Below are 13,927 nucleotides of genomic sequence, written 5' to 3'. Positions count from 1 at the left end.
CGCCTCACACAGGCGGCTTTTAATTGGCAAGTCAATATGACGGTTGTCATTTTTAACTTGAAACTGTTTCATGGGAGGTAGCATGCACCACATGCCATATCGAAGAAATCCATCCATCCAAGGGCTACCTCTCGCCCTTTCCTTGCTGCTGGCCGCTTGCGGCGGTGGCGGCGGCAGCGAAAGCAAAGTCAGCGGCGGCCCAACCTTGCTCAGCTCCAGCATCCAGGGCGGCAGTTCGGCCAGGGGCATGGCCGCAGCCGGCGCTGCGCAGGAAACGGCATTGACGCCGGTGGGCGCCAGCGCCACCTCGGCCGAACGCGGCGACCTGGCTGCCGCCGCCGCCATCGACGGCAGCGTCAGCACGCGCTGGGGCAGCGCCTTTTCGGACGAGCAATCGCTGACGCTGGATTTCGGCGCCTCCGTGCCCATCAACCGGGTCCGCATCGACTGGGAAAATGCGCACGCCACGCAGTACCTGCTGCAAACCTCGGAAGACGGCGCGAACTGGACCACCATCAAGGCGGTCGAAGGCAGTAGCGGCGGTTCCGAAGACTGGACCGCCCTCACCGGGCAAGGCCGCTACCTGCGCATGCAGGGCGTGAAGCGTTCCACCGGCTACGGCTATTCGATTTTCGAGATCCAGGCCTATTCGGGCGGCACGGTGGTGCAGCCTGAGCCGGCCCCGCAGCCCGATCCTGGAAGCGATCCCGGCCCGATCGACACATCCCGTCCCGGCGTCCTGCTCAAACCGGTTGCGGCGGCCTCGTCCCAGCCGGAAAACGGTGGCCTGGCTGCCGGCCAGGCGATCGACGGCAAGTTGGCCACGCGCTGGGCCAGCAAGGCCGAGAACGGCGCCTGGATCCAGTTCGACTTTGGCGCCAAAACCCGCGTCGGCTACATGAAGCTGCAATGGGAGAACGCCTACGGCAAGCAGTACGCGCTGCAAGCGTCGGACGACGGCCAGAACTGGTCGCAGGCGCGCTACGTCGGCAACGGCCAGGGCGGCACCGAAGAGTTCTTCAACCTCGGCATCCACGCCCGCTACGTTCGCCTGCAAGGCATCGCGCGCGCCACCAGCTACGGCTATTCGCTGTTCGAAGTGGAGTTCAAGTCGCCAGGCAGCGACAACACGCTGCCCACGTCCGTCACCTCGGCCCTGAAATTCCCGGCCAGCGGGTCCGGCTGGGCGCCCCTGCCGTCCGCCGCCGAACCGCTGGAAACGCTGCAGTTCACGCTGCCGGACGGCACCCTGGTCACCCGTTTCGGCGCACGCGGGCTGGCCCGCCACGGCCGCGAACGCGGCGAGGAATGGAACGAGATCGGCTACGGCCCGAACGAGACCGTGGATCCGGTCACCGGTATGCCGCGCGACAAAGGCCCGGGCAACTACCTGACCTTCGTGCCGCAGTACTTCAAGAACCGCACCTGGGGCGTGGAGGTGATCGACAACAGCCGCGTGGCCGGCGTGACCAAGCCTACCTTGACCGTGAACCAGTACACCACGGTGGACTTCCTCAAGGGTGGCGTGGCCTTCTTCCGCGCCATCGACCGGCCCGGCGTCACCGGCTACGGCTGGATGGCGCCCGGGCAGCTGATCAACGACAATATCGACATCTGCAAGCCGGTCGCCTACCCGGCAAACAACCGGCTGAGCAATGCAGACGGCATCAACGGCGGCTGCACCATCCAGGTGAAGAACTACCCGGGCATGAACGCGCTGGACGCCAACGGCTTCCCGAACGGCCAGAACATCCCTGCCCGGCCGCTGGTGGTGGGCGATGTGATCGAAGTGTCGCCCTCCATGTTCAGCACCGCCGAGTCCATGCAGGCCAAGGGCGACAGCGGCGGCGTGCGCTACTACTCCGCCGAGTGGATCTACGTGGTGGGCACCGGTTTGCGGCCATGGTACGGCGTGCAGCCGCGCCTGAACTCGGTGCCGCTGCCGGCCGAAACGCTGTCCGGCGGCGACGGCTCGGTGTCCTATAACTACTCGGACAACGGCCTGTTCATGTTCCAGCAGCCGCACAACAACATCGGCATGCAGAACGTGCAACGTTTCGTCGAAGGCCGCCGCCTGGTGCATACCAGCTTCACCACCGGCGATCACAACGAGCCCGGCAACGACCGCTACACGGCAGCCGTTGGCCTGCAAGGCCAGCGCTTCAACCAGTCCGCCTGCATCGGCTGCCACGTCAACAACGGCCGCAGCCCGGCGCCGTTTGCCGCCAACCAGCTGCTCGACACCATGTCGGTGCGGGTTGCCGCCACCAACGCTGCCGGCCAGCAGGTGCCGCATCCGCTGTACGGCGCGGCGGTGCAGATGCACGCCATCTCGGCCAGCGGCGCGCCGCAAAACTGGGGCACCGGGGTGCGCGTGGCGGGCTTTGAAACGCGCACCGCCAGGCTGGCGGATGGCAGCGCCGTGGAACTGCGCAAGCCGGTGCTGGGCTTCGAAGGGGCGGTGCCGGAAATGCACTCGCTGCGCGCGGCCCAGCCCATGATAGGCGCGGGCCTGCTGGAAGCGGTGCCCGAGGCGGACATCCTGTCGCGCGCCGGCAGCACGCCGGACGCCGACGGCGTCAAGGGCGTGCCGAACTGGGTGTTCGACCCGGAAACCGGCGCCGTGCGGCTGGGCCGCTTCGGCTGGAAGGCGTCCAAGGCCTCGCTGCGCCACCAGGCTGCCGCCGCGCTGCTGCAGGACATGGCTGTCACCTCGCCGGTCTACCCCAACCGCTCCTGCGCCACCGATCCTGCAGGCTGCGCCAAGGCCAGCCCGCAGAAGGGCATGACGGAAGCGGACCTGCAGTCCATTTCGCGCTACCTGGCGCTGGTGGCTGTGCCCGCACAGCGCAGCATGCCGAGCGGCTTCCCGAAAGGCGTGGCGCCGCTGGACGAACACCGTGTGGACGCGCAGCAGGTCAGCACCGGAGCCCGGCTGTTCCAGGCCATGCGTTGCGCCGCCTGCCACACGGTGGAGATGAAGACCGGCAGCGGCCACCTGTTCGCAGAACTGCGCAACCAGACCATCCGCCCCTACACCGACCTGCTGCTGCACGACATGGGCGAAGGCCTGGCGGACAAGGTGGTGGAAGGCCAGGCGAAGGGCCATATGTGGCGTACCGCGCCGCTGTGGGGCATAGGCTACACCGACAAAGTGCTGGGCAACGGCGGCCAGGCCGGCTACCTGCACGACGGCCGCGCCCGCACATTGACCGAAGCCGTCATGTGGCACGGCGGCGAAGCCAACGCCGCGCGCCAGCGCTTTGAAGGCTTGAGCAAAACCGACCGCGAAGCCCTGCTTGCATTCCTGAAGTCGTTGTAGCGCAGCGTTGGCGGCCCGGTGCGCGGTTGAGAAAGCCGCGCGCCGGGAATACACTGCAGCTTAGCCCGCGCCTCCAGGAACCGCCATGCACAATGTGCTCTACCACTTCCGCTTTGCCGACGGCCACACCGCTTCCTGCGCGGCCGACGCGGGTCCGGGCGCGGCCCCGGCCGATTTGCCCGCCTGGACCGCCCTCGAATTCCAGCAATGCGCCAATTGCCCGCTGCAGCCCGGCAGCACGCCGCATTGCCCGATGGCCGTAAGCTTCGTGCCGCTGGTGGCCATGGTTGGCGCGCTGCGCTCCTATGACAAGGTGGAAGTGCGCGTGGACATGCCCGAGCGCACGGTGAGCAAGGACACAACAGTGCAGCGCGGCATAGGCGCCTTGATGGGCCTGCTCTCCGCCAGCAGTGCCTGCCCGCGCGTGGACTTCCTGCGTCCCATGGCGCAGTTCCACCTGCCGTTTGCGTCCGAGGAGGAAACCATCTACCGCGCGACCTCCACCTACTTGCTGGCGCAGTACTTCATCGAACGCGAAGGCGGCATCCCGGACTGGGAACTGGACGGCCTGAAGGCCAGCTACCTGGCGCTGCAGACCGTCAACGCCGGCATGGCCGCACGGCTGAAGCATGCCATCACGGGGGACGGCGCCATCAACGCCTTCCTGCTGCTGGACTTGCTGGCCAAGGTGCTGCCCTTTTCCATCGACGAACAGCTGGATGAGATCAAGGGAAAATTCCGGCCAAGTGCCGCACGGGAGCCGCCGCTGGCCTAGCCGCGCTTGCGGCCGGCCTTGGGCGCCGCATCCTTCCGTCCGTCCCGCTGGCCTTGCAACATGCCGCGCAACTCGGCCACCAGGCCCGCTTGCCCGTCCGCCGCCGCGCGTGACCTGGCCAGCTCCAGTTCCATCTCCCGCATCTGGCCCAGCCTGGCCTCCTGTTCCCGCGCCAGGCGCTGGGCGTCATATGCCGCGACCCGCGCGTGCGCCAGCTCCGTGGCCGCCTTGGCTGCTTCCTGATTTGCGCGCGCCAGTTCCTCCTGCTTCAGCACCAGCGCCTGCTGTGCCTTGCGCAGCTCGGCCTGCACGTGCTCGCGCCGTTCCGTCAGGTGCTCCACTTGCTGTTCTGCCTTGTGGCGCGCCAGCGTTTCGGTTTGCAGCTGCGCGCGGGCCTGCGCATGGCCGGCGATTTCCGCGTTCAGCCGTGCGTGCAAGTCTGCCGCTTCGGCACGGGCTTGGGCCAATCCGTTGTCCAGGCGCGCGCGCTCTTCCTCGTGCTCTTGCGCCAGTGCAGCGATGCGGCCGTCCGCCTCCTCGTGCAGCCGGGCGGCCAGGCGCGCCACCAGGTCCTGCAAGGCGCCGCTGACCGAATTCTGGCGGGGCGCCCCGCCCTGCTCCTGTTCCAGTTCCTTCAAATACTTGTGTATCGTGGACTTCGAGCCGGTATTGCCCAGTGCGATGCGAACGGCATCGACCGAAGGGTATAGCGACTGCGCCACCAGGCTGTCGCGCGCGCGCTGCACATCGGCTTTATCGAGTCCGGTCCTGGCCATCCAGATTCTCCTGTAATGTATTACGTAATATGTAATTACGTAATACATTACAGCATACTTGGCCAGGAATCAAGTGCGGCGATCGTAGCGCTGCAAGCTTGCGCCCTGCATGCAGAACAGTGACTCGGCGGGGCCGAAGAAGATGTCCCGTTCCTCCTGGGTGCAGGTGGGCAGATACACACTCAGCACGCGCGGATCGTAGAAGCGGAAGTTCAGCTTGCGGCCCCGCTCGTCGTGCACCCAGAGGAGTTTCTTGAAATGCAGCCGCAACTGGCGGGTGGTGACGTGCGAGGGAGCGGAAACCAGGATGCCCCAATGTCCGTCGCCGCAGCGGCGCAGCATCTCGCGCGACTGCGCGGAGGCCGCCGCCAGATGGACCAGGTAGGGTGCGGCCGCGCGCAGGCGCGGCGTCAGCGGTTCCGCGAACAGGCAGTCATAGTCGAGCTTCCCGAACCGTATCATCGGCGCGATGGCCACGTCGCGCGCGCCATCGGCCAGCATGTGCACTTGCGGCGCATTGAGGCTGTCGCCGTGCGGCCAAAGTGCCGCAACCGCGGCATCCAGCTCAGGCAAGCGACCGGGGGCGGGTACAGGGGCCGCGACGATATCCGGCGCGGCGCTCATGCTGCGGCCCGGGAGTCCGCTGCCGCCGCTTCGCGCGCCGCCTTGGCCTTCTCGCAGACTTCGCAGAACGGCGTGCCGTCCTTGGCCGCCTCTTCCAGCGCCGCCGCCTGCACGTCCTGCGCCAGCGCCGCCGTTACTTCGGGTTCGGGCGGCGGCGCTTCAGTTGCTGCTGCCTTGCGCGGCGGCGGCAACGGCGGCGGCGGCGAGACGGCGGGACGCCTGGGGCGCTCTGCCAGCGCTGGCGGCGCCTCGGGGTCGCCAGCACCGGGGCTGACGGCCGGACGCTGCTCGCCCAGCAGCAGGAACAGGCGCCCCAGCATCACTTGCGAGGCGGCCTCGCGCCACACGTCGTCGTCGGAGCGCAGATTGTGCGCGCCCTGCTTCTCCATCAGCTCGCGCAGTTCGGCGGCAGCGCCGATCCGGCTGGTACGCGCCTTGATGTAGCGGTATACCTCCTGCGCGCTGCCGTGCGCCACGCTGCCGGACGCGCCGCGCGCGCGGAAGATGCTGAGTTCAAGCCGGTCCGGGTGGTCCGAGAGGCAGACGTTCATGGGAGGTGCGCAAGGTGAAGTGTGATGTCTATTCTTTCACCTTTCAACGCTGCCAATTCTCTCCAATTCTATCCGCCGCCCCAAGCCCCCTGCCCGTAGCCTCATCGGCGCGTGTTGATGGGCAGCCTGTCACAAACCGGCCTGCGCCTGCGTCTAATAGTGTATGAGGTGGCACACCCGTGCCGCCGCGACCTACCGAAAGACACATCATGTCAAAAGCAATCAACGTTCGCGTCGCCGTCGTCTATCACAGCGGCTACGGCCACACCGCCAGGCATGCCGAGGCCGTCGCAACCGGCGCCACCTCGGCAGGCGCGGAGGCCCTGCTGATCGGCGTCGGGGAGATCGACCGGTACTGGGACACGCTGGAACAGGTGGACGCCATCATCTTCGGCTGCCCCACCTACATGGGCAGCGCCTCCGGCCAGTTCAAAATGTTCATGGACGCCAGTTCGCGCCGCGCCTTCATCGATGCCAAATGGAAGGACAAGCTGGCCGCAGGCTTCACCAACGCCGCCAACCGCTCCGGCGACAAGCTGGCCACGCTGCAGCAGCTCGCCATCTTCGCCGCGCAGCACGGCATGAACTGGATCAACCTGGGCCTGCAGGGTGGCCACAACAGCTCCCAAAGCAGCGAGGACACGCTGAACCGCCACGGCTTCTATATCGGCGCGGCGGCACAGTCGGACGCCGACGCGGGCGCTGACGAAGGCGCCACGCCGGCCGACCTGAAAACCTCCGCCCATCTGGGCTCCCGGGTTGCGCTGGCGGCGCGCCAGATGGCGGCCGGCCGCGCGGCCTTGTCGGAAGACTTGGCCGAACGCCAGGCCGCTTGACAATGCCACTAATGTCAATCGCCGAGAATGGCTAAAGGGGGATGAGCAATGCGGATAGGCGAACTTGCGCGCGCCGCCGGCATCACCGGGCGCCTGCTGCGGCACTACGAAGCACAAGGGCTGATTCAGTCACGGCGGCTGCCGAACGGCTACCGGGACTATGCGCCGGACACGGTAGGCAAGGTGCGCTGGGTGCGCGAACTGCTTGACTGCGGCTTCAGCACGCGGCAGATCCAGGGCTTTATGCACTGCTACGCGCAAGAGCAGGCGGAGGCCGGACAATGCGAGGCCGGCCTGCTGCAGCACCGCGCAAAGCTGCAGGAACTGGATGCGCTGCTCGCGGTACTCGGCGAACGGCGGGCGCGCCTGGCGGAACGCATGGCGCAGCTGTTCCTCCCCTCTGCTTTTTAACCAAAAAGGACAAGGAAATGCATCAATTTACCGACAAAGTTGTACTGATCACCGGCGGCGGCGCCGGCATAGGCCGCGCGGCTGCGCGGCAGTTCGCGGCGCAAGGCGCGCGCGTCGTGGTCACCGGCCGCCGCGAGGCGGTTTTACAGGAGCTGGCCGGCGAGAATCCGCGCATCGGCTACGTGGTGGCCGACGCCGGCAGTACGCAAGACGCGGCGCAGACGGTGCGAACCGTCATCGAACGCTGGGGCAGGCTGGATATCCTGGTGAACAACGCGGGCGCAGGCGCCATCCTGCCGCTGGCCGAAGCCGGCGTGGAACGCGTCAGGGAGATTTTCGCGGTCAACGTGATCGGCCCGTCGCTGCTGGCCACTGCCGCGCTGCCGCATCTGAAGGCTGCGCGCGGCGCCATCGTGAACGTTTCGAGCACTTTCGGCCACAAGGCGGCGCCGGGCTTGTCCCACTACGCTGCCAGCAAGGCCGCGCTGGAACACATGACGCGCTGTTGGGCGCTGGAGCTGGCGCCCGACGGCGTGCGCGTCAACGCGGTGGCGGCCGGGCCGACCGAAACCGAGTTCCTCTCCGAACGCATGAAGCTGTCGCCGGAACAGGTGGTCCAAGTGAAGGCCGAGGAAGCCGCCCGCATTCCGCTGGGGCGGCGCGGCGTGCCGGAAGATGTGGCGCCCTGGATCGTCGCGCTGGCCGCGCCCGGTGCGGCCTGGCTCACCGCCCAGGTGATTACGGTGGACGGCGGCCTGGACGCGGCTTAAACCTGTGAGGTCTGTACCGCCTGCAGCTCCGCAGCTGCCAGGAACTGGTGGATCTGCGCCACCACCGCCGCACCCTCGCCGACCGCTGCGGCCACCCGCTTGGTCGAGCCGGCGCGCACGTCGCCGATGGCAAACACGCCGGGAACACTGGTCTGCAAGGGCAGCATGGCGTTGAAACCGGTACGGATGAAGCCGTGTTCGTCGACTTCCACGCCGCAGTCGCCCAGCCACCCCGTGTTGGGGTCCGCACCGATAAAGAGGAACACGCGGCAGGTATCGCAATCGATTTCCTCGCCGCTGCGCGAACTGCGTATCCGGACCTGCTTTAAGCCGTCGTCGTCGCCTTCCAGCGCGATGATTTCCGAGTGGGTGTGCAACTCGATGTTGGGCGTGGCCTGTATCCGTTCGATCAGGTAGCTGGACATGGTCGAGGCCAGGCTGCCCTTGCGGATCAGGATGTGCACCTTGGCGGCGTGGCCGGCCAGGAACACGGCGGCCTGGCCGGCCGAATTGCCGCCGCCTACCAGCACCACCTCTTCCGCCTTGCACAGCTGCGCCTCCACCGGCGAGGCCCAGTAATAGACGCCCTTGCCTTCAAACTGCTTCAGGTTGGCCAGCGACGGCCGGCGGTAGCGGGCGCCGCACGACAGCACCACGGCGCGCGCCTTGAGCAGCGTCAGGCTGCCGCACATTTCCACCCGCAAGGGATAGCCGGCGCAGTCCAGCCGGCCCGCCGGCGCCGGAATGGCGATCTCGACGCCGAACTTTTCGGCCTGCACGTAAGCGCGACCGGTCAGCGCGCCGCCCGATATCCCGGTCGGGAAACCGAGGTAGTTTTCAATGCGCGCGCTGGCCCCGGCCTGGCCGCCGTAGGCGCGCGTTTCGAGCGCCAGCACCGACAGGCCCTCGGACGCGGCATACACCGCCGTCGCCAGTCCGGCCGGGCCGGCGCCGACCACGATCACGTCCCACAGCTTGTCCTCGCTCAGCGGACGCAGCATGCCGATGCAGCGGCCCAGCTCCACGATCGACGGATTTTTCTTCAGCCCCACGCCGGGGCAGACCACCAGCGGCCACTCCTCCGCCGCCGGCCGGTGCTGCTCCACCAGCGCGACGGCGCGCGGATCGGTGACCGGGTCCAGCACCGTGTAGGGGTGCGCGTTGGCGGTCAAAAAACTCTCCAGCGCGTGCACCCGGCCATGCCCGCGCGGGGCGATGATGACGGGGCCGCCGGAGTTTTGCTCAAGCAGGGTCACGGTGCGCAGTATCAGCGCCCGGATGATGCGCTCGCTCAGGTCGGTGCTGGCGACCAGCAGCGCGCGCAGCGCCTCGGCCGGCAGCAGCCGCACCCGCAGCTCGCCGCTGGCGATGCCGTTGGCCATGGCCGGCCGGCAGGACAGCTCGCCGACCTCGCCGGTGAACTGGCCCGGCCGCAGGGTGGCGATCCGGGCGCAGGTGTCGAAGCCGTTGTGGCGGTGGACCGTAATGCCGCCTTCCAGCACGAACATGATGCCGGGCGTCGGCTTGCCGGCCTCGAACAGCACCTCGCCGCCGCGGTAGACGCGCTCCTCGCCGAAGCGGCTCACGTGGCGGATATCCGCCTCGCTCAGCACCGGGAAAATCTGGTGGCGGCGCCGCTCCAGTTCCGGGGTCGGAAGCGGCGGCTGGTCGAACGGCGAGGCGGTCATGGCGGGCTCCCTACTTCTTGTCCGGTTCCGGCTTGGGTGCCGGCGCCGGCTCCGGTTTGCTTGCGGGCGGTTCGGCCGGCGTGCTGTCGTCGAACTGCGGAATCTGGAAGTCCGGTTCCGCGCCCTGCCCGGTATCCCCGGCCGGCCGTTCGATGATCAGGTCGCCCGAGCCCGTTGTGCCCGGTGTGCCTTTGTCCAGGAACATGGTCACCGTTTGCGGGAACGCCGCCACCAGCAGCACCATCACCATTTGCAGGCCCACCCACGGCAAGGCGCCCCAGTAGATATCGGAGCTCTTGACTTCCTTGGGCGCCACGCCGCGCAGGTAGAACAGCGCGAAGCCGAATGGCGGGTGCATGAAGGAGGTCTGCATGTTCACGCACAGCATCACGCCAAACCACACCAGCGCAGCCGAGGCGGCCGCTTCCGGGCTGCCCATCATCGGCTCCAGCTCGGGCGCCAGGATCTTTTGCGCCACCGGCGCCAGCATGGGCACCACGATGAAGGCGATCTCGAAGAAATCGAGGAAGAAGGCCAGGAAGAACACGAACAGGTTGACCACCAGCAGGAAGCCGATCCAGCCGCCGGGTATGCCGGTGAACAGGTGCTCGACCCACACGCCGCCGTCCACGCCCTGGAACACCACCGAGAAGCAGGTCGAGCCGATCAGGATGAACACCACCATCGCGGTCAGGCGCATGGTGGACTGGTAGCTCAGCTTGATCAGTTCACGCAGCGGCTTGATGCGGCTGGCGCGCACCACCATCCAGATCACGGCGATGTACAGCACCGCCAGCGCCGCTTGCACGAAGGGCTTGGCGGGCTGCGCCAGGCCGGTCAGCTTTTCATAGTAGAAAGCGCCGATCAGGCCGGCCAGCACCATGGCCGCCATGCCCACCCGGAACACGACCTTGTCGCGCAGGGTGAACTCCGGATGCCGGAGCACCGCCAGCATCACCGCGCCCAGCGCCCCCATGGCGCCCGATTCGGTCGGCGTGGCGATGCCCAGCATCATGGTGCCCAGCACCATGAAGATCAGCACGGCGGCCGGGATGATGCCGCGCAGGCACTGGCGCCACAAGGCCCAGCCTTCCAGCGTTTTCTCGTCGCGCGGGGCGGCCGGCAGCCAGTCCGGACGCACGCGCGAGAGCACAAAGGTGTACAGCGCGAACAGGCCGATCTGCACCAGCGACGGGCCCCAGGCGCCCAGGTACATGCTGCCCACATCGGCGCTGGCGGTCTGGGTTTTCAGTTGGTCGGCCAGCACCACCAGCACCAGCGACGGCGGCACCAGTTGCGTGATGGTGCCCGAAGCGGCCAGCACGCCGGTGGCGTAGCGCATGTGGTAACCGTAGCGCATCATGACCGGCAGCGAAATCATGGCCATGGCGATCACCTGCGCCGCCACGGTGCCGGTGATGGCGCCCAGGATGAAGCCGACGATGATGACCGAGTAGCCCAGGCCGCCGCGCATCTTGCCGAACAGCTGGCCCATGGAGTCCAGCATGTCCTCGGCCAGGCGGCACTTTTCCAGCACCGCCCCCATGAAGGTAAAGAACGGAATCGCCAGCAGCAGATCATTGGCCAGCACGCTGCCGAAGATGCGCTGCGGCACGGCCTGCATGAAGGACACGCCGAAGAAACCCTGCCACATGGCGATCAGGCCAAAGAACAGGCCGACCGCCAGCAGCGAGAACGCCACCGGGAAGCCGACCAGCATGAACACGACCAGGCCGCCAAACATCAGCGGCGGCATTATTTCGAGCGGAATCATTGCACTGGCCTTTCGTACTTGCTGTCCAGGTGGGCTTTGCCGGCCAGTGCGGCAATGCGTTTAATCAGTTCGGCTATGCCTTGCAGCGTGAGCAGCGCGAAGCCAAGGGGCACGATGATCTTGATCGGGTAGCGCGGCAGGCCGCCGGAGTTGCTGGACTGCTCCAGCACTTCCCACGAGGGCATGAACAGCGAATACCAGGACAGCCAGGCGAACAGCACGCAGGCCGGGAACAGGAAGAAGATGATGCCGAACACGTCGATCCAGAGCTGCTTGCGCTCGGATACGTGGCCGTAAACCAGGTCCACGCGCACATGCTCGTTGCGCTGGAAGGTGTAGCTGGCGCCCAGCATGACGGCGGCGCCGAACAGGTACCACTGCAGTTCCAGCAGCCAGTTGTTGCTCCAGTCGAAGCCGTAACGGATCATGGCGTTGCTGGCACTGACGACGCATGAAGCCAGTATCATCAGGTTGGCCAGTTGCCCGCAGCGGTAGCCGATCTTGTCGAGCCAGTGCGAGAGGCGGAGTAATCCTTGCATGTACAAATGTCTCCTGTGCCGTTTTGGTGCAAGGTGATTGCGCCATCCGGTCGTTGTGAAAATTAAAGGATTGTTGCAAGGATAGTACATCAATATTCACCCGCTGGTAACCGCCCCGGAGCAACGGTTTGCCTGCGGAAAGGTGTGGCGGGCAGGCCCACGGAGACGTTACGCTGGTGCCCTGTTTGCATGTGGCATGGAGGCGCGCATGGGCACGGGATTTCAGAGAGCCGCTCTGGCAGCGGCCTTGGCGGCAGCCGGCGCCGCCGCGCAGCAACCGGTGGCGCCGGCTGCCGCGCCGCCGGGCGCGGAAAAGACGGCGCGGACCCGGGTGCTGGAAGGCGGCGCGAAAGTGTTGCAAGATAACACGCCGGCGGCCAGGTTCGACATCTACCTGGTCGGTTTCCACCCCATGAAGGAGCATCCGGAACAGCAGATCGAGGCGCATCACTATTGCCACCAGCGCAACCAGGATTTCGCGCAGTGCGTGCTGTTCGACGGCAATACCAAGGCGGCAAACCTGCATGGCATCGAGTACATCATTTCGGAGAAGCTGTTTGAAACGCTGCCGGAAGCCGAGCGCAAGTACTGGCATCCGCACAACGGCGAAATCCTGAGCGGGCAACTGGTGGCGCCGGGGATACCGGAAGCCGCGGAAACGGCGCTGATGAAGGACAAGCTCAACAGCTACGGCAAGACCTGGCATGTGTGGAATACCGGCCACCAGGGCCACCCCAATGACACGCTGCCGCTGGGCGAGCCGATGCTGGCCTGGTCCTTCAACCGCGACGGCGAAGCCCTGCCCGGCCTGGTGGCCGCGCGCGACCAGCGCATGAAGATGAGCACCGAGAAAAAGCGCGGCAAGCGGGCCGCTTTGCGGCAGCTGGCCCGGCCGCAATCGGGCGTGGACGAGCTGAAGGGCAAATTCGGCCCCGCGACCAAGGACATCCCGGGCGTGGCGAATAAATAGGGACCGTGCAGAGAAACCAACGGAAACACATGCGCTGTGTTACTGTGTCGACACGGCAATCGTTCGGCCGCCTCTGCTACCCACCTAGTTAACGACTGGAATCAGGAATCCTGACATGTCCGGTCTTAACGACCCCACACAAAACCATCTGCTGTCCGCCCTGCCCGCCCCCGAATTGGCGCGCCTGGCGCCGCACCTCGAACTGGTCGCCATGCGGCTGGGCGACGTGCTGTACGAATCCGGGGCCAAGCTCGCCCACGTCTATTTTCCCACCACCGCCATCGTCTCGCTGCACTACCTGCTCGAGAACGGCGGCTCGTCGGAAATTGCCGGCGTGGGCAACGAGGGCGTGCTGGGCATCGCACTGTTCATGGGCGGCGATTCCACGCCCAGCCGCGCCGTGGTGCAGACCGGCGGCCACGGCTACCGGTTGCGGGCTGCCATACTGCAGGAAGAGTTCAACCGGGCCGGCCCCGCGATGCGCCTGCTGCTGCGCTACACCCAGGCGCTGCTGACGCAGATGTCGCAAACGGCGGTCTGCAACCGGCACCACACGCTGTACCAGCAGCTGTGCCGCTGGCTGCTGCTGACGCTGGACCGCCTGGGCGACAAGGAACTGACCATGACCCAGGAGCTGATCGCCGGCATGCTGGGAGTGCGCCGCGAAGGCGTGACGGAGGCGGCCGGCCGCCTGCAGGACTTCGGCTACATCAGCTACCGGCGCGGCCATATCACCGTGCTCGACCGTGCCGGGCTGGAGGCGGACGTGTGCGAGTGCTACCAGGTGGTCAAGAGCGAGTTCGCGCGCCTGCTGTCCGACGTGCGCGACAACCGGGAGTGAGCATGGTTTCCAAACAGAAGACCCCGACCGAACGCTTGCTGCTGGGCGGC

Annotated in this window: 13 protein-coding genes; 7 read left to right on the top strand and 6 right to left on the bottom strand. The window is 66.8% G+C overall.

The genetic code is table 11. The features are described 5' to 3' along the window. Positions 1-82: 82 nt before the first annotated feature. Positions 83-3,322 carry a di-heme oxidoredictase family protein gene (locus tag AC6H42_RS30345; protein ID WP_373888189.1) on the top strand — a complete coding sequence of 1,080 codons (3,240 nt, stop codon included), beginning with the start codon at positions 83-85 and terminating at the stop codon, positions 3,320-3,322. 85 nt (positions 3,323-3,407) lie between these two features. Continuing rightward, entirely contained in the window at positions 3,408-4,097 is a 690-nt protein-coding gene (locus AC6H42_RS30340; protein WP_057156588.1) for a DUF6901 family protein, read from the top strand. Here AC6H42_RS30340 and AC6H42_RS30335 read toward each other — a convergent pair. The 3 genes from AC6H42_RS30335 to AC6H42_RS30325 all read right to left on the bottom strand — a co-directional run bounded on the left by AC6H42_RS30335 (position 4,094) and on the right by AC6H42_RS30325 (position 6,048). Beyond that, positions 4,094-4,873: a DNA-binding protein gene (locus AC6H42_RS30335; RefSeq protein ID WP_497549658.1), complete on the bottom strand. Its 780-nt coding sequence runs from the start codon at positions 4,871-4,873 to the stop codon at positions 4,094-4,096. The two genes, AC6H42_RS30340 and AC6H42_RS30335, sit on opposite strands and share 4 nt — an antisense overlap. Before the next feature lie 69 nt (positions 4,874-4,942). Next, positions 4,943-5,497: a DUF4123 domain-containing protein gene (locus AC6H42_RS30330; RefSeq protein WP_082551949.1), complete on the bottom strand. Its 555-nt coding sequence runs from the start codon at positions 5,495-5,497 to the stop codon at positions 4,943-4,945. Beyond that, the gene (locus AC6H42_RS30325; protein ID WP_057156583.1) at positions 5,494-6,048 is read right to left on the bottom strand and encodes a hypothetical protein; all 555 of its coding nucleotides are present in this window, start codon (positions 6,046-6,048) and stop codon (positions 5,494-5,496) included. Before AC6H42_RS30325 ends, AC6H42_RS30330 begins: the two co-directional genes overlap by 4 nt. Positions 6,049-6,257: 209 nt before the next feature. Here AC6H42_RS30325 and AC6H42_RS30320 point away from each other — a divergent pair, with 209 nt between their 5' ends. The 3 genes from AC6H42_RS30320 to AC6H42_RS30310 are packed head-to-tail and all read left to right on the top strand — an operon-like array spanning position 6,258 to position 8,065. Further along, entirely contained in the window at positions 6,258-6,884 is a 627-nt protein-coding gene (locus AC6H42_RS30320) for a flavodoxin family protein (RefSeq protein ID WP_057156582.1), read from the top strand. Positions 6,885-6,932: 48 nt separating this feature from the next. Next, positions 6,933-7,295, top strand: a complete 363-nt coding sequence (locus AC6H42_RS30315) for a MerR family transcriptional regulator (protein ID WP_057156580.1) — start codon at positions 6,933-6,935, stop codon at positions 7,293-7,295. 17 nt (positions 7,296-7,312) lie between these two features. After that, positions 7,313-8,065, top strand: coding sequence for an SDR family NAD(P)-dependent oxidoreductase (locus AC6H42_RS30310; RefSeq protein ID WP_057156579.1), 753 nt, complete (start codon positions 7,313-7,315; stop codon positions 8,063-8,065). On the opposite strand, the gene AC6H42_RS30305 is transcribed toward AC6H42_RS30310, so the two are convergent. The 3 genes from AC6H42_RS30305 to AC6H42_RS30295 are packed head-to-tail and all read right to left on the bottom strand — an operon-like array spanning position 8,062 to position 12,066. Continuing rightward, the gene (locus AC6H42_RS30305; protein WP_497549657.1) at positions 8,062-9,753 is read right to left on the bottom strand and encodes an FAD-dependent oxidoreductase; all 1,692 of its coding nucleotides are present in this window, start codon (positions 9,751-9,753) and stop codon (positions 8,062-8,064) included. The genes AC6H42_RS30310 and AC6H42_RS30305 overlap by 4 nt on opposite strands. Positions 9,754-9,763: 10 nt before the next feature. Beyond that, positions 9,764-11,527, bottom strand: a complete 1,764-nt coding sequence (locus tag AC6H42_RS30300) for a TRAP transporter large permease (RefSeq protein ID WP_057156577.1) — start codon at positions 11,525-11,527, stop codon at positions 9,764-9,766. Next, positions 11,524-12,066 (bottom strand): TRAP transporter small permease subunit, encoded by a 543-nt coding sequence (locus AC6H42_RS30295; protein ID WP_057156772.1) that lies wholly within the window; start codon positions 12,064-12,066, stop codon positions 11,524-11,526. The genes AC6H42_RS30300 and AC6H42_RS30295 overlap by 4 nt, the downstream gene beginning before the upstream one ends. A gap of 208 nt (positions 12,067-12,274) precedes the next feature. Here AC6H42_RS30295 and AC6H42_RS30290 point away from each other — a divergent pair, with 208 nt between their 5' ends. Beyond that, the gene (locus tag AC6H42_RS30290) at positions 12,275-13,036 is read left to right on the top strand and encodes an OBAP family protein (RefSeq protein ID WP_497549656.1); all 762 of its coding nucleotides are present in this window, start codon (positions 12,275-12,277) and stop codon (positions 13,034-13,036) included. A gap of 115 nt (positions 13,037-13,151) precedes the next feature. Then, positions 13,152-13,877 (top strand): Crp/Fnr family transcriptional regulator, encoded by a 726-nt coding sequence (locus AC6H42_RS30285; RefSeq protein WP_057156575.1) that lies wholly within the window; start codon positions 13,152-13,154, stop codon positions 13,875-13,877. Positions 13,878-13,927 lie beyond the last annotated feature (50 nt).

Source organism: Massilia sp. NBRC 108631, assembly GCF_059704565.1.
This window is presented reverse-complemented; position numbering and strand designations above follow the sequence as displayed.

Bases quoted from the DNA above. Each gene is read 5' to 3' on its own strand.
- AC6H42_RS30345 (WP_373888189.1), top strand. From the start codon at position 83: ATGCACCACATGCCATATCGAAGAAATCCATCCATCCAAGGGCTACCT.
- AC6H42_RS30340 (WP_057156588.1), top strand. From the start codon at position 3,408: ATGCACAATGTGCTCTACCACTTCCGCTTTGCCGACGGCCACACCGCT.
- AC6H42_RS30335 (WP_497549658.1), bottom strand. From the start codon at position 4,873: ATGGCCAGGACCGGACTCGATAAAGCCGATGTGCAGCGCGCGCGCGAC.
- AC6H42_RS30330 (WP_082551949.1), bottom strand. From the start codon at position 5,497: ATGAGCGCCGCGCCGGATATCGTCGCGGCCCCTGTACCCGCCCCCGGT.
- AC6H42_RS30325 (WP_057156583.1), bottom strand. From the start codon at position 6,048: ATGAACGTCTGCCTCTCGGACCACCCGGACCGGCTTGAACTCAGCATC.
- AC6H42_RS30320 (WP_057156582.1), top strand. From the start codon at position 6,258: ATGTCAAAAGCAATCAACGTTCGCGTCGCCGTCGTCTATCACAGCGGC.
- AC6H42_RS30315 (WP_057156580.1), top strand. From the start codon at position 6,933: ATGCGGATAGGCGAACTTGCGCGCGCCGCCGGCATCACCGGGCGCCTG.
- AC6H42_RS30310 (WP_057156579.1), top strand. From the start codon at position 7,313: ATGCATCAATTTACCGACAAAGTTGTACTGATCACCGGCGGCGGCGCC.
- AC6H42_RS30305 (WP_497549657.1), bottom strand. From the start codon at position 9,753: ATGACCGCCTCGCCGTTCGACCAGCCGCCGCTTCCGACCCCGGAACTG.
- AC6H42_RS30300 (WP_057156577.1), bottom strand. From the start codon at position 11,527: ATGATTCCGCTCGAAATAATGCCGCCGCTGATGTTTGGCGGCCTGGTC.
- AC6H42_RS30295 (WP_057156772.1), bottom strand. From the start codon at position 12,066: ATGCAAGGATTACTCCGCCTCTCGCACTGGCTCGACAAGATCGGCTAC.
- AC6H42_RS30290 (WP_497549656.1), top strand. From the start codon at position 12,275: ATGGGCACGGGATTTCAGAGAGCCGCTCTGGCAGCGGCCTTGGCGGCA.
- AC6H42_RS30285 (WP_057156575.1), top strand. From the start codon at position 13,152: ATGTCCGGTCTTAACGACCCCACACAAAACCATCTGCTGTCCGCCCTG.